Consider the following 15,246-nt stretch of genomic DNA (forward strand, 5'->3'; position numbering starts at 1 on the left):
TGATTTATTTGTTAATCTGTCCGAACAGGTAGGCCAATATTTTTCTATACATTGGCTTATGTGCACTTGAGGACGCTGCGCCCCCCCTAAAACAGAAGTGACAATCTCGGGCTTCTCGATAGACTTTGATGCTACGCTGAACGATATCTTCTAGTGGTGCCTTGGCGATTTCAGTAACGCTCTTATAGGCAAAACCATGAGCTTTGGCCAGCTTGACGGTGGCGCGGTATTGAGAATCAGGATCGCTACCACCATCCGTCTTGATTAAACTGCGCCAGTAATCCTCGATATAGTCGTTATAGATTGCTGCTTTTCGCATCGCTTCTTTTTCATCTCTGGTGCTAAGAGATATTTTCACGATAGTTTTTGTTTCATATGGCATGACATATTCAGGAACACGCCGCCTGTAATAATAAATTTCACCTCGTTTAAAAACGTAGTTCGACATCCATGTGACCCAATTCTTATCTCTTTTTGTGTACCATTTATGCGTAAACAAAAACCCCGAAGCAGTCAAATTAAAACTGCAATCAAGCTATATCAATATGTTAACGGGTAAAATCTTAAGATTAGATGAAGGTAAGTGGCGGACAGACAGAGATTCGAACTGTCGATATGTGAGTGTATTTATTGTTGTTTTACAATGTGTTAATCGTAAGCTTGCGAAATGACGGTTGCATAATGTGTCCCAGTAAGTGTCCCATTCTGTGTCCCTATAAATTGGTGTTATATTGGATTTTCATCAGAAATTTTTAACGCTCTTTGAAGCATTTCTCTCTTCCTATTTCTTTCTCCATATGACCTTCCCCCCATCTTAATACCAAGACTTGGATGAGATAATTCATTCTAAGCGGCCCTATTCACAAAGGCCACAGGTGACAAATAATTTAATGCGCTATGAGGCCGCACGTGATTGTAGTGCTCTCGCCATTGATCAATTTCATGTCTAGCGTCATCAATGGACCTGAACCAATGCTGATTTAAGCATTCATTTCTGAATTTACCGTTTAAGCTTTCTACAAACGCATTCTGAGTAGGCTTACCTGGCTGAATAAAACCTAGCTTAACGCCACTTTCTTTTTGCCAGTAGAACATCGCCTTGCTAGTAAACTCAGTACCGTTGTCGCAGATTATTTGATCCGGAGCGCTCCTTAGCTCAATCACCTGAGTTAAAAAACGAGCGACCTGGTGACCATTGATCGAGAAGTCAGAGAGCTGGCCAATAATTTCTCTTGAGTAATCATCAATCACATTAAATACTCGAAAGCGGCGACCATTAGCCAACTGATCACTGACAAAATCCATTGACCAGCGTATATTTTTACCAATGGGCATAATCGTTGGCATTCTTGGTCGTATTATCTTCTTGCGTTTTTTAGTCCTCACTTGAAGACCTTCTTCGTTATAGACTCGGTAGGTCCGCTTCTTGTTTTTCACAAGCCCCTCTCCTCTCAGGAGGCCATGTAAAAACAAATAACCATAACTCGGATGCTTTTTTGCCAGCTCAAGTAACCGTTTGCGTAGAGGCTCATCTTTTCCCCATTGAGTAACGTACCGAAAAGCGGTTCTACTTAAGCCTACTAATAGGCAAGCTCTACGCTCACTTAATTTGAACCGCGACTTAAGGTAGCTCACGATTTGTTTTCTATCAGCAGGCTTTACCACTTTTTTGAGAGCACATCCTTCATCGCCTCAGCTTCAAGCATTTTCTCGGCAAGTAACTTCTTAAGCTTGTTATTTTCGCTTTCAAGCTCTTTGAGCCGTTTGGCTTCTGAGACATCCATCCCGGCGTATTTGCTTCGCCAGTTATAAAAGAACCCGGTTGAAATGCCGAACTGACGACAAATGTCATCAACTTTTACCCCTGACTCATGCTGCTTGATGGCACCAATAATTTGCTCTTCTCTGTAACGCTTCTTCTTCATCTTGAGATCTCCTAATACACAGACTAATTGGAAATCTCATCCTTGTCATGGCTCTATTTCTGGGGGAAAGGTCACATATTCTTTTTCAAGCCGTTCAAATATCGGTAGGTATTTGTCCCCGTAGATAGAAACAATCTTCGCAGCTTGAAAATATGCAGTCCTTAGTGATTCAAATGAAATTGCCGTGTTGGCAATCCCATGCTTTGACCTTTTTGGAATATATCTATCCATTATAATCACGCTGCAAATACATGTGTGGATTTTTGATCCACGCATGCAGGTCTTTCAGATAGAATGCTATTCGAACAGAGTTTTCTCTTCTTGATAATTTATGTGGCTTGGGAAATGTCCCGCGCGCTATACGGCGGTTGATCTCTTGCCGCGAGATACCGCATAAACGTATAGCTAGTTTGAATGGGATGAGGGCGTTGCTTTGGATCATTAGTGCGGTTGTTACTTGTGCTTCAAAATCAGCCTTGATACTTTTTTTATCTGAAATAAAACTCATGGTGCTTTTCTTATCTGAAACCAAATGCAGCCATTGCCACATTGTTTCGTTGCACCCATGTTTCGAAAAAGAGGTGTAGCGCACCATCGGCGCTCTTGTGGCTCGTACTCTCAAAGAAACCACGCCTCTACATAAAGCTTACGCCCAGCTTCTTAATAATTCGCTAATGATTGTCTGAAAGTTGTTGCTCACAGCCATGGTGGGGTCCTAGGGATTTTCCCTCGTAAACGGACATAAACGGCTAGATCCCTTTCCCCGCCTACGTTTCCCGAGAGGGGTACTTTTCGATTTCCGAACATTTTAGGGTAATTTGGCTAGAATCGTGGCCTTTAGGTAACGATTATGACCACAGAGAAACGACTCAAGATCCTCACCGAAGCGGAAATTGTTGACTTGTTCGGCCCGCCAGCACTCAATCAAAACGATCAACGATTCTTCTTCACACTCAATGATATCGAATTGGCCCAGTGCCAGAAGATTCGCAGGCGTGATCAACGCTGCATGTTCGTTGTGTTGCTCGGCTACTTTAAAGTGAAGCCCATTTCTTTGAGTCCCGGCTACCACCAGATCAAGCATGATATTAAATATGTCTGCTCAGAAGTGTTTCCCGGTTCCGGTCTGAGTCCCTTCAATCTAACTCAAAAAACTCGTGTGCGTATCTATCATCGCATATACGAATTAACAAACCATCAACGCTGGGAGAACGAACGGCACAGCGCCGCGCTGACAATAGACCTTCGCGAACACGCACAAGCATGGGCTCAACCGCGAGCGTTGTTTGACAGGGCTATTGAATACTTAGCGGCACAAAAAATTAGCATTCCTGGGTACTCAGTTTTGCAAGACTTGATCAGTGATGTCGTCAGTGCTACCAACGATCAACTCATTCGCCAACTCGAAGACCTCATCTCTGTTGACTTGACTTCTATGTTGTCTGACTTTGTCGAAGGCAATGACCCACTGACTCTACGGCGGTTAAGAATGGCGGCTAAGAACATTACAAGGAGTGAGTTGCAAAAAGAACTCGCCGTACATCAGCACATTCAATCTTGGATGCTAGAAGTCGATGAGGTTTTAAGTCAGCTATCAATATCGTTGAAGAATCAGCAGTACTTTGCTGAAAGAGTGACTTACTATGGTGCCAAACTAAAACGCCAACCTGTTGGTTATCAACGCCTCTACTTGTTGTGCTATTTGCAATCGCGTTGGCAACAGGCACTGGAACGAATAGCCGATGGCTTTGTTCATCATCTTTTTCAAAGAAAACAGAAAGCCAAAATATACGCGAGAGAATCTGTTTATCAAGACTGGCAACGAGCTGCGAGTAACGTCAGTAAAGCGGCGCAAGTGTTGCGTCTTTTTATCGACGACAGAGTAGATCAACAACAACCGTTTGGGGCGTTACGGCAGCATGCTTTTAAACTTCTAGCGGCGAAAGATCTGGAATCCGTTTGCCTGTTTTTGAATGATCAAAAGCGATCGGTTGAAGAGGCCACGTGGCAGTACTTCGATCACCGGGTGAGCTTACGAGAAGGCTTACTTCGTGATCTATTCCTGTGCTTGCACTTTGAAGGCGGTGAAAAAACACAGCGCCTGGCAGCTACACTGCATCGTGCGCAGCGTGATCTTATCGCCGATGGTGAAATCTCAATCGGCGCAATGGATAGCCGCTTGCCTACCAAGAAGCAATTGTCGTTCATGCAAGACTCGAGCGGCGTGATGAATAAAGGTCGGTACGAATGGTTCCTTTACTTGCAAATCCCCAATCGGTTGAATGGCCAGCTCACACTGCCAAATGTGTTTAAATACAGGGCTTTGGAGGCTGATCTAGTCAATCGTGAGCGATGGACAGAAGAAAAAGACGCGCTATTAGAGCGCACCCAGTTGCCTAAATTAGCCGCCAATCCCAACAAACTCATTGACCAAATGGCCAAAAACCTGGGTGTTAGATTACAAGAAGTGAGTCACTATCTAGAACACGATGACAACCGAAATATTATCCTGAGAAACCCCAAAGGAAAGCGCCATTGGCGCTTACCCACGGCCAACAAAAAGTACTTGGTCAATAATCCGTTCTTCCAGCAACTACCCACGACTGGCGTTGCCGATGTGTTGCGAATGGTCGATCGCGACACAGGCTTCCTTGATGACTTTAAGCATGTACTGGGTGCACAGTCGAAGAGCCGAGCACACGAGTATGACCTGTTGGCTATCTTGGTGGGCAACGCGACCAACCAAGGCATTTATGGTATCGCTCAAATATCCGATCGCACTTACGATCAGCTCAGCACCATTCAGGCGAACTATCTGAGGTTAGAAACACTGAACGCAGCCAACGATCGCATCAACAACGCAACGGCTAAGCTTCCGATCTTCAAGCACTACAATATCCAAGAAGATGTTATCCACGCCAGTGCTGATGGTCAGAAGTTCGAATCCCGGCGTGAGACATTTAAAACACGTTACTCGTCAAAATACTTTGGCACGCAAAAAGGCGTGTCGGCCATGAGCTTGATCGCCAATCATGCGGCCATCAATGCTCGTGTGATCGGTGCTAACGAGCACGAGTCCCACTACATCTTCGATCTACTGATGAACAATAGTTCCGAGATCGTGCCAGACGTACTGTCTACCGATACGCACGGAGTCAATCACATCAACTTCGCATTGCTAGATCTCTTTGGGTACAGCTTTGCTCCACGCTATGCTCAGGTGGGTCGTGTCATCAATGAGATGTTCGATGTCAAAGAAGACAAGGATAAGAAAATCCAATTGAGTCTGAAAAAGCCCATCAACACCAAGCTCATCGCGGCTCACTGGGATACTATACAACGGATCATGATCTCACTTTATGAACGCAAAACAACGCAAGCGACATTGGTTAGAAAGCTCTCAGGTTACAAAAGCAGCCACCCGTTACTCGGGGCACTAACGGAATACAATCGTATGGTGAAAGCGAATTATTTACTCAACTACATCGATGACGTCAGTCTGCGCGACTACGTTCAGCGAGCACTCAATCGAGGCGAGGCTTACCACCAACTGCGTCGTGCAATCAGCAACGTCAATGGTGATCAGTTCCGCGGCAGCTCGGATGAGGAGATCCAACTGTGGAACGAATGTGCTCGCCTGGTTACCAACGCTATAATCTACTTTAACTCGGCCATACTCAGTCAGTTGCTGACTAGCTTTGAATATCAGAAGGATGATGAAAAAATCCAGATCGTCAAATCAAGCCTCCCCAGTTGCCTGGTACAACATCAACCTGAAAGGCACCTACAACTTCCAAATGAGTGGGAAATTGCCGGATCTGGACGAATTAATGAGCTCAATCGACGGTTATAAGCCTGTTCAGGAAAAGTACCCACATCCGGAAACGTAAGCAGGGCATGGGATCTAGCCGTTTATGTCCGTTTACGAGGGAAAATCCCTAGGACCCCACCACGGCGCTGGTGAAACAGATGGCGGGGGAGAACTCTCTCATTATCACCACCATTCAGAAACTCAACGCGGCGATAAAAAAACCAAAACACCGCAAGCAGATGGATGGCCTGAAAGAGCGACGCATGGTCTTTATCTTTGACGAGTGTCACCGTTCGCAGTTTGGCGATACCCATAAAAACATCGTCGCCTTCTTCAGTAATGTTCAACTGTTTGGCTTTGCCGGTACACCTAGTTTTCAAAGATAATTCCATCGGTAATGCGTACGGCAAACGCACCACCAAAGACCTGTTTGGCGAGTGCCTGCATCGATATGTCGTCACCAACGCCATTGCTGACGATAATGTACTCAAGTTCTCAATAGAGTACTGGGGCCGGCTGAAGCGCAAAGACGGTAGCCTTGTCGATGAGCAGGTGCCTGCCATCAACGTGAAGGAGTTCTTTGAAAACCCCAAGCGTATCGACGGCATTGTTGATTGGGTGGTTGCTCACCACAATCGAAAAACCCACAACAGACAGTTCTCGGCCATGATGTGCGTAGGCAATGTCGAGACGCTGATAAAATATTATGAGAGCTTCCAACGGAAAAAAATAGCAGGCAACCATAACTTGCGGATGGTTACTATTTTTACCTACGGCACCAATGAAGAGGACGCCGATGCCAATGGCCTGATCGGAGATCCCGATTTTGATATTAAAAAGGGTGACATCAAGAATAAGCACAGCCGTGAAAAGCTGGAAGCGTGTGTAGCAGACTACAACGCAATGTACCAAACCAAACACTCGGTTAAAGACAGCAGGGCCTTTTATACTTACTACAAAGATATCGCCAAGCGCATGAAAGAGCGGGATAAAGAGAGTTTTAAAGATAAAGACCGTGCCGATATTCTCTTAGTTGTAAACATGTTTCTCACTGGCTTCGATGCGAAAAAACTCAATACCCTCTATGTGGATAAAAACCTCAAATACCACGGCCTGATACAAGCCTATTCCCGTACCAACCGTATATTGGGCGAGCTGAAGTCTCAGGGCAATATTGTCTGTTTTCGCAATCTCAAGAAAAACACCGATCAAGCGATTGCACTTTTCTCAGACACGGGAGCCCAGGAAAGCATACTGATTGAACCCTACGATAACTATGTGGAGCTGTTTAATGCCGGTGTGCTGGAGCTGCGTCTGATAGCCAGAACACCTGAAGCGGTTAACCGGTTAATCATGGCAGTGAATACAAGTGTGCCTTCGATCTGGTGACGCGTTTTGAGACATCCTAATCCCCAACAGCCTGTTATTGCTCCGGCCGCCCTGCGTACGCCATCGACTCCTGGGTCCTGAAAAATGGAGAACCACCTGCCATCCAACTTCTGGAGTCCTAGGTGGCAGACGAGAGTTTCAGATAGAATTACCCCAATGACCAAGAAGCAGAAAATCATTGTCGGCCTTTCCGGCGGAGTGGACTCATCCGTCGCCGCGCTTCTTTTGCTGGAACAGCAATATCAGGTCGAAGCCCTGTTCATGAAGAACTGGGAGGAGGATGACACGGCTGAATACTGCTCTGCCGCTGAAGACCTGGCAGACGCTGAGGCCGTGGCAAGACAGCTTTCAATACCGCTCCATACTAGCAATTTCTCCTCTGAATACTGGGATAATGTATTTCAATACTTTCTCAAAGAGTACCAGGCCGGACGGACACCAAACCCCGATGTTCTCTGCAACCGGGAGATAAAATTCAAGGCATTTCTCAACCATGCCCTGGATCTTGGTGCAGATGGGATAGCAACCGGACACTATGCAAGCACCCTCGTCAAAGAAGATGGTATTTACATGTGCCGGGCAAAAGATGAAAACAAGGACCAGACCTATTTTCTCTACATGCTCGGCCAACCCCAGCTCGAGCACAGCCAGTTTCCGCTGGGTCACCTGATTAAAAGTGAAGTGCGTCAACTGGCGGAGGAAGCAGGATTCCCAAACCATAGAAAAAAAGACAGCACGGGCATCTGCTTTATTGGAGAGCGGAAATTTCGTGATTTTCTCAGCCAGTACCTGCCCACTAACCCGGGACAGATGATGACCCCCGAAGGAGAGACGGTGGGAGAACACCAGGGGCTGATGTACTATACTCTCGGCCAGCGCAAGGGCCTGGGTATCGGTGGTCGCTCAGATGCGGATGCAGAACCCTGGTTTGTGGTAGAAAAAGATATCATCAATAATATACTGATCGTCGCACAGGGACATAGTCATCCACTCCTGCTAAAACAGAAGCTTATCGCATCCCAGCTTCACTGGGTCTCAGGAAAGGCCCCCCAGGCCCCGCTTGCATGCCAAGCACGAATCCGTCACCGCCAACCGTTACAGATGTGTGAGATCGAGCAGATTGGAAATGACCACTGCCGGGTTGTTTTCGAAGAGAAGCAGCGTGCAGTGGCCCCAGGCCAATCCATTGTTTTCTATTTTGATGAGGTTTGTCTTGGTGGAGGCGTGATCGATCGGGCATTTTGAATAGCATATGAAAATGGGATGCAGAAGGCCCCGGCAGATCCAGAGGACAGAGAGGAATAAATGGCAATTCAACTTTCAGATGCCGCATCCATAGATTATGGTTGAATATTCGAACCTCAAGCATAAGTATGTAGATCAATGAAAACAGACAGAGACCGATGTATCGCCATTGCCGGCGTGTTTCAGGCGGCAGAACTCGCCTCCCAGATTGCTCACCGGGGAATGGCGGACAGTTTGGCAGTGGAGACCAGCATCCATAGCCTTTTTCAGACAGATGCCGATACAGTCAGCGAAGTCTATGGCGGGATATTGGGGATTGCCACCGGTCTCAATGCCATGGCTGCCAGATTAGAGGGAGGGGATCTGAAAGAGGTAAACACCATCCGCTATGTGGTTGCCCTGCTCAACCTGGAGCGCAAACTATCTAAAAAAAGAGAGATGCTAAAACAAGTTAGTAAAGGCATCAGTCTGGCAACCGAACGCCTCTCACACTTTAATCTGCCCCATTCCAATATCATTGCTCAGCTAGCTGATATCTACGCTTCAACCGTCAGCACATTTGCAAAACCCCGAAAATGCCAACCGCATCCGCGCTCTTGTTACTGGCAGGCATGCGCTCAGCCATGTTGTGGCGACAATGTGGCGGAGGCCGTTTCCAGATCCTTTTTGCTCGAAAGCATCTGTTAAAAGAGATTCAATAACTGACACAAATTACACCTCGGTAAATCGTTCAACTGTGATAACAGTGCCTATGCTACAATTGTCTGCATCTGGGAACCTGATCCGATGATAAATGAACGCTCTGAGACTTTCTCAAACAACGGCTCCACTGATACCTAAGGAATAACTAATGAAAACATTTCAAGCTCTCCTGTTCGCTCTCGCTTTCATGCTTTCCGGCTGTACTGAAAGCACTTCGCCTCAGGCAGAACAAACACAACCAGAAGCTATGGAGAAGCCAACAGAGACACCGATCGTCGAGAGATCCTCGGGAGAAAAAAGCATTATCGATTCCACAAAAGAGATGGGACGGGAGACTTGGGATAAAACCAAAGAGATTTCCAGCCAAGCAGTGGATAAATCAAAAGAAATTTATCAATCCGCCAAGGAAACAGGGAGTAAGATTGGAAGCACTGTAGTCGAAAAGTCCAAATCTGCCTGGGGGAAAACCAAAGAGATATCGGCTGATGCCATGGAGAAAGCCGGCGAAGTTGGCGAGTCATTATAAAGAGAAATCCAAGGGGCTGTATGACAATGCCACTAATAGTGAAAAAAGTCAGGACGCGCCAGTTTAAGTCTCATGAGATTTAACAGATATCACCCTCCACATACGGACTATTGAGTGGATTCTACGGGTCATTGCATCCGTTTTGATCGTTTCCGAGCACGAATGGGGACCCGCCAGGAAACCAATAACTCACCACGCAAGACGCGAGGAGAAGAGACCGGTTAACATTTATTTTTCTTCATCTGCTTGGTGGTAAAAACGGTATGATTTGGCAGACACTAAACTTTAATCACTCTGCCAATTGGGATGGTACAATGCATCGTTTTGTTCAAATAGTTGACATAGGTATCCCATGGAAATCTCTACTCTTACCGCCGTCTCACCGATAGATGGCCGATACGGTGGAAAAACAGCCAATTTACGCCCTATTTTCAGTGAATTTGGTCTTATTAGGCATCGCGTTCTGATTGAGGTTCGTTGGTTGCAGGCCTTGGCCAGGCATCCAGATATCTCAGAGGTGCCTGCGCTGAGTGGACACGCAGATAATATTCTTAACAGTATTTCTGATAATTTCTCCAATGAAGATGCTCAACGGATAAAGAATATTGAGCGAACCACCAATCACGATGTGAAAGCGGTGGAGTACTTCCTGAAGGAGAAGATCACCGGTAACCAGGAACTGGAAGCGATTAGTGAATTTATTCACTTTGCCTGCACCTCGGAAGATATCAATAACCTCTCCCATGGACTCATGTTACGCGAGGGCCGGGGGCAAGTACTTCTTCCCCAGATGGATGACCTGATAAACGCGATTCGCCAACTTGCCCATGAGCACGCCGATAAACCCATGCTATCGCGCACCCATGGTCAGCCAGCCTCCCCGACGACCCTTGGCAAAGAGATGGCCAATGTGGTCCATCGGCTTCAGCGGCAGCGTGATCAGATAGCTAATATCACATTACAGGGTAAAATCAATGGTGCCGTGGGTAACTATAATGCTCACTTCTCCGCTTACCCGAACGTTGATTGGCCTGAGTTTGCTGAAAACTTTGTGGAATCGCTGGGATTGACCTGGAACCCCTATACCATTCAGATAGAGCCTCATGACTACATGGCGGAACTGTTTGGTGCGGTCGCCCGTTTCAACAACATCGTCATCGACTTCTGTCGGGATATCTGGAGCTATATATCACTTGGCTACTTTAACCAGAAAACCATAGCGGGAGAAGTTGGCTCGTCAACCATGCCACACAAGGTAAATCCGATCGATTTTGAGAATGGCGAAGGTAATATGGGGCTTGCCAATGCTCTGCTAGGCCATCTGGCCATGAAGCTACCGGTTTCACGCTGGCAGCGCGATCTGACAGATTCCACAGTACTCCGCAACATGGGGGTTGGCCTTGCTTATACCACCATCGCCCTTCAGTCAGTGATGCGAGGGATCAGTAAGCTGGAAGCCAACCCGCAACGTCTGGCGGAAGATCTGGATGCCAACTGGGAGGTTCTGGCCGAACCTATCCAGACAGTGATGCGGCGCTATGGTGTAGAGAAACCCTATGAGAAGCTCAAGGAGCTAACCCGTGGCCAGCGCATAGGGGCTGAAGAGCTGGCAGTTTTTGTTGATGGACTGGAGATTCCGGAGGAAGCAAAAGCCGCACTGCGGAAGCTTACTCCCGCCAGTTATATCGGTAATGCAGAAGAGCTGGCTAAGAATATTTAGTCGTCCCTGAGGTATCGGCTGAAGATCTGGTTCTTTGAACCTTTTGAGACAGACCTAAATGCTGTATAACTGCCCGTCATTAAACCCAAACAAGGGTGAGGATAGGCAGATGATCGACAAGAAAGAGCTCCAGGCGATAGCCTAGGCGGCCGCTAATCACATCAAAACTGAAGAAGACCTCAACGAGTTTCGGCCAATGCTGACCAAAATCACGGTCGATGCAGCACTCAACGTTGAACTGGATTGACCTTTCCCCCAAAAATAGAGCCATGACAAGGATGAGATTTCCAATTAGTCTGTAGCATTTTGAGGGGGAAAGTGACGATAAGAAGTTGGAAATTATTAAGCAAGTTTCGCCAGTGGCTTGGCATAACATCAATTTGAACGGAACTTACAGCTTTAGCTTTGAACAAAACCTACTAGATTTGGATGAAATTATGCAATCAATCGTGCAAAATGAAAATTAAGCCACCTCTGTAGGCCTTGTGGGGTATGGGCTGTAGAGATAAGTGTCACTTTAGGACGGAATGTCCCCAGAACCCCAATAGCATAGCATTTATGATTGCGATCCCTGATGGATTTAATAACGTCCTGCTCCAGATCATTCAGAGTAAAACTGATACGTTTTTCTTCCAGTGACAGGCTGGGAACGCCATATAAATCGTTAATTTCTGCTTCGTGGAGTACGGTCAGGCGTTCTTTATAAGGCATAGGCTTCTCGTAAAAGCCGGAATATTACTATAATTGGGGTCCTAGGGATTTTCCCTCGTAAACGGACATAAACGGCTAGATCCCATGCCCTGCTTACGTTTCCGGATGTGGGTACTTTTCCTGAACAGGCTTATAACCGTCGATTGAGCTCATTAATTCGTCCAGATCCGGCAATTTCCCACTCATTTGGAAGTTGTAGGTGCCTTTCAGGTTGATGTTGTACCAGGCAACTGGGGAGGCTTGTTTGACGATCTGGATTTTTTCATCATCCTTCTGATATTCAAAGCTAGTCAGCAACTGACTGAGTATGGCCGAGTTAAAGTAGATTATAGCGTTGGTAACCAGGCGAGCACATTCGTTCCACAGTTGGATCTCCTCATCCGAGCTGCCGCGGAACTGATCACCATTGACGTTGCTGATTGCACGACGCAGTTGGTGGTAAGCCTCGCCTCGATTGAGTGCTCGCTGAACGTAGTCGCGCAGACTGACGTCATCGATGTAGTTGAGTAAATAATTCGCTTTCACCATACGATTGTATTCCGTTAGTGCCCCGAGTAACGGGTGGCTGCTTTTGTAACCTGAGAGCTTTCTAACCAATGTCGCTTGCGTTGTTTTGCGTTCATAAAGTGAGATCATGATCCGTTGTATAGTATCCCAGTGAGCCGCGATGAGCTTGGTGTTGATGGGCTTTTTCAGACTCAATTGGATTTTCTTATCCTTGTCTTCTTTGACATCGAACATCTCATTGATGACACGACCCACCTGAGCATAGCGTGGAGCAAAGCTGTACCCAAAGAGATCTAGCAATGCGAAGTTGATGTGATTGACTCCGTGCGTATCGGTAGACAGTACGTCTGGCACGATCTCGGAACTATTGTTCATCAGTAGATCGAAGATGTAGTGGGACTCGTGCTCGTTAGCACCGATCACACGAGCATTGATGGCCGCATGATTGGCGATCAAGCTCATGGCCGACACGCCTTTTTGCGTGCCAAAGTATTTTGACGAGTAACGTGTTTTAAATGTCTCACGCCGGGATTCGAACTTCTGACCATCAGCACTGGCGTGGATAACATCTTCTTGGATATTGTAGTGCTTGAAGATCGGAAGCTTAGCCGTTGCGTTGTTGATGCGATCGTTGGCTGCGTTCAGTGTTTCTAACCTCAGATAGTTCGCCTGAATGGTGCTGAGCTGATCGTAAGTGCGATCGGATATTTGAGCGATACCATAAATGCCTTGGTTGGTCGCGTTGCCCACCAAGATAGCCAACAGGTCATACTCGTGTGCTCGGCTCTTCGACTGTGCACCCAGTACATGCTTAAAGTCATCAAGGAAGCCTGTGTCGCGATCGACCATTCGCAACACATCGGCAACGCCAGTCGTGGGTAGTTGCTGGAAGAACGGATTATTGACCAAGTACTTTTTGTTGGCCGTGGGTAAGCGCCAATGGCGCTTTCCTTTGGGGTTTCTCAGGATAATATTTCGGTTGTCATCGTGTTCTAGATAGTGACTCACTTCTTGTAATCTAACACCCAGGTTTTTGGCCATTTGGTCAATGAGTTTGTTGGGATTGGCGGCTAATTTAGGCAACTGGGTGCGCTCTAATAGCGCGTCTTTTTCTTCTGTCCATCGCTCACGATTGACTAGATCAGCCTCCAAAGCCCTGTATTTAAACACATTTGGCAGTGTGAGCTGGCCATTCAACCGATTGGGGATTTGCAAGTAAAGGAACCATTCGTACCGACCTTTATTCATCACGCCGCTCGAGTCTTGCATGAACGACAATTGCTTCTTGGTAGGCAAGCGGCTATCCATTGCGCCGATTGAGATTTCACCATCGGCGATAAGATCACGCTGCGCACGATGCAGTGTAGCTGCCAGGCGCTGTGTTTTTTCACCGCCTTCAAAGTGCAAGCACAGGAATAGATCACGAAGTAAGCCTTCTCGTAAGCTCACCCGGTGATCGAAGTACTGCCACGTGGCCTCTTCAACCGATCGCTTTTGATCATTCAAAAACAGGCAAACGGATTCCAGATCTTTCGCCGCTAGAAGTTTAAAAGCATGCTGCCGTAACGCCCCAAACGGTTGTTGTTGATCTACTCTGTCGTCGATAAAAAGACGCAACACTTGCGCCGCTTTACTGACGTTACTCGCAGCTCGTTGCCAGTCTTGATAAACAGATTCTCTCGCGTATATTTTGGCTTTCTGTTTTCTTTGAAAAAGATGATGAACAAAGCCATCGGCTATTCGTTCCAGTGCCTGTTGCCAACGCGATTGCAAATAGCACAACAAGTAGAGGCGTTGATAACCAACAGGTTGGCGTTTTAGTTTGGCACCATAGTAAGTCACTCTTTCAGCAAAGTACTGCTGATTCTTCAACGATATTGATAGCTGACTTAAAACCTCATCGACTTCTAGCATCCAAGATTGAATGTGCTGATGTACGGCGAGTTCTTTTTGCAACTCACTCCTTGTAATGTTCTTAGCCGCCATTCTTAACCGCCGTAGAGTCAGTGGGTCATTGCCTTCGACAAAGTCAGACAACATAGAAGTCAAGTCAACAGAGATGAGGTCTTCGAGTTGGCGAATGAGTTGATCGTTGGTAGCACTGACGACATCACTGATCAAGTCTTGCAAAACTGAGTACCCAGGAATGCTAATTTTTTGTGCCGCTAAGTATTCAATAGCCCTGTCAAACAACGCTCGCGGTTGAGCCCATGCTTGTGCGTGTTCGCGAAGGTCTATTGTCAGCGCGGCGCTGTGCCGTTCGTTCTCCCAGCGTTGATGGTTTGTTAATTCGTATATGCGATGATAGATACGCACACGAGTTTTTTGAGTTAGATTGAAGGGACTCAGACCGGAACCGGGAAACACTTCTGAGCAGACATATTTAATATCATGCTTGATCTGGTGGTAGCCGGGACTCAAAGAAATGGGCTTCACTTTAAAGTAGCCGAGCAACACAACGAACATGCAGCGTTGATCACGCCTGCGAATCTTCTGGCACTGGGCCAATTCGATATCATTGAGTGTGAAGAAGAATCGTTGATCGTTTTGATTGAGTGCTGGCGGGCCGAACAAGTCAACAATTTCCGCTTCGGTGAGGATCTTGAGTCGTTTCTCTGTGGTCATAATCGTTACCTAAAGGCCACGATTCTAGCCAAATTACCCTAAAATGTTCGGAAATCGAAAAGTACCCCTCTCGGGAAACGTAGGC

12 protein-coding genes and 2 pseudogenes are annotated in these 15,246 nt (G+C 46.7%); 8 read left to right on the forward strand and 6 right to left on the reverse strand.

Annotation, left to right across the window (positions count from 1 at the left end; genetic code table 11):
* Positions 1 to 4: 4 nt before the first annotated feature.
* The 3 genes from MN084_RS06940 to MN084_RS06950 all read right to left on the reverse strand — a co-directional run bounded on the left by MN084_RS06940 (position 5) and on the right by MN084_RS06950 (position 2,520).
* Positions 5 to 448, reverse strand: coding sequence for a DUF6538 domain-containing protein (locus MN084_RS06940; protein WP_241086675.1), 444 nt, complete (start codon positions 446 to 448; stop codon positions 5 to 7).
* A 398-nt stretch (positions 449 to 846) separates the two neighbouring features.
* Positions 847 to 1,925 (reverse strand): IS3 family transposase gene (locus MN084_RS06945; protein WP_330178439.1). Its coding sequence is split into 2 segments (ribosomal slippage): positions 847 to 1,673 and positions 1,673 to 1,925, totalling 1,080 coding nucleotides; the frame shifts between segments, so codons are not numbered across the junction.
* 223 nt (positions 1,926 to 2,148) lie between these two features.
* On the reverse strand, positions 2,149 to 2,520 hold the full coding sequence (locus MN084_RS06950) for a helix-turn-helix transcriptional regulator (RefSeq protein WP_241086674.1): 372 nt from the start codon (positions 2,518 to 2,520) through the stop codon (positions 2,149 to 2,151).
* A 255-nt stretch (positions 2,521 to 2,775) separates the two neighbouring features.
* On the opposite strand from MN084_RS06950, the pseudogene MN084_RS06955 reads away from it, so the two are divergent.
* The 8 genes and pseudogenes from MN084_RS06955 to purB all read left to right on the forward strand — a co-directional run bounded on the left by MN084_RS06955 (position 2,776) and on the right by purB (position 11,318).
* A pseudogene (locus tag MN084_RS06955) lies at positions 2,776 to 5,815 on the forward strand (Tn3 family transposase).
* Between the two features lie 79 nt (positions 5,816 to 5,894).
* Positions 5,895 to 6,122 carry a DEAD/DEAH box helicase family protein gene (locus tag MN084_RS19430; RefSeq protein WP_445083906.1) on the forward strand — a complete coding sequence of 76 codons (228 nt, stop codon included), beginning with the start codon at positions 5,895 to 5,897 and terminating at the stop codon, positions 6,120 to 6,122.
* Positions 6,094 to 7,125, forward strand: a complete 1,032-nt coding sequence (locus tag MN084_RS06960) for a type I restriction enzyme subunit R domain-containing protein (protein WP_445083907.1) — start codon at positions 6,094 to 6,096, stop codon at positions 7,123 to 7,125. The genes MN084_RS19430 and MN084_RS06960 overlap by 29 nt, the downstream gene beginning before the upstream one ends.
* Positions 7,126 to 7,281: 156 nt before the next feature.
* Positions 7,282 to 8,370, forward strand: coding sequence for a tRNA 2-thiouridine(34) synthase MnmA (gene mnmA / locus MN084_RS06965; RefSeq protein WP_241086673.1), 1,089 nt, complete (start codon positions 7,282 to 7,284; stop codon positions 8,368 to 8,370).
* 138 nt (positions 8,371 to 8,508) lie between these two features.
* A pseudogene (locus MN084_RS06970) lies at positions 8,509 to 8,874 on the forward strand (DUF489 family protein); the annotation flags it as partial.
* Positions 8,875 to 8,993: 119 nt separating this feature from the next.
* On the forward strand, positions 8,994 to 9,071 hold the full coding sequence (locus MN084_RS06975; protein ID WP_330178528.1) for a DUF489 family protein: 78 nt from the start codon (positions 8,994 to 8,996) through the stop codon (positions 9,069 to 9,071).
* 149 nt (positions 9,072 to 9,220) lie between these two features.
* Positions 9,221 to 9,598 carry a hypothetical protein gene (locus MN084_RS06980; protein ID WP_241086671.1) on the forward strand — a complete coding sequence of 126 codons (378 nt, stop codon included), beginning with the start codon at positions 9,221 to 9,223 and terminating at the stop codon, positions 9,596 to 9,598.
* A 352-nt stretch (positions 9,599 to 9,950) separates the two neighbouring features.
* Positions 9,951 to 11,318, forward strand: coding sequence for an adenylosuccinate lyase (gene purB, locus MN084_RS06985; RefSeq protein WP_241086670.1), 1,368 nt, complete (start codon positions 9,951 to 9,953; stop codon positions 11,316 to 11,318).
* Between the two features lie 79 nt (positions 11,319 to 11,397).
* Here purB and MN084_RS19435 read toward each other — a convergent pair whose 3' ends face one another.
* The 3 genes from MN084_RS19435 to MN084_RS07000 form a co-directional block, all read right to left on the reverse strand.
* Entirely contained in the window at positions 11,398 to 11,589 is a 192-nt protein-coding gene (locus tag MN084_RS19435) for a hypothetical protein (protein WP_445083908.1), read from the reverse strand.
* A 164-nt stretch (positions 11,590 to 11,753) separates the two neighbouring features.
* On the reverse strand, positions 11,754 to 12,029 hold the full coding sequence (locus MN084_RS06995) for a DUF4158 domain-containing protein (RefSeq protein ID WP_241086557.1): 276 nt from the start codon (positions 12,027 to 12,029) through the stop codon (positions 11,754 to 11,756).
* Positions 12,030 to 12,122: 93 nt separating this feature from the next.
* Positions 12,123 to 15,161, reverse strand: coding sequence for a Tn3 family transposase (locus MN084_RS07000; protein ID WP_241086558.1), 3,039 nt, complete (start codon positions 15,159 to 15,161; stop codon positions 12,123 to 12,125).
* Positions 15,162 to 15,246 lie beyond the last annotated feature (85 nt).

Origin of the sequence: Candidatus Vondammii sp. HM_W22, from assembly GCF_022530855.2 — a bacterium.
In the GTDB taxonomy this organism is placed as follows: domain Bacteria; phylum Pseudomonadota; class Gammaproteobacteria; order Chromatiales; family Chromatiaceae; genus Vondammii.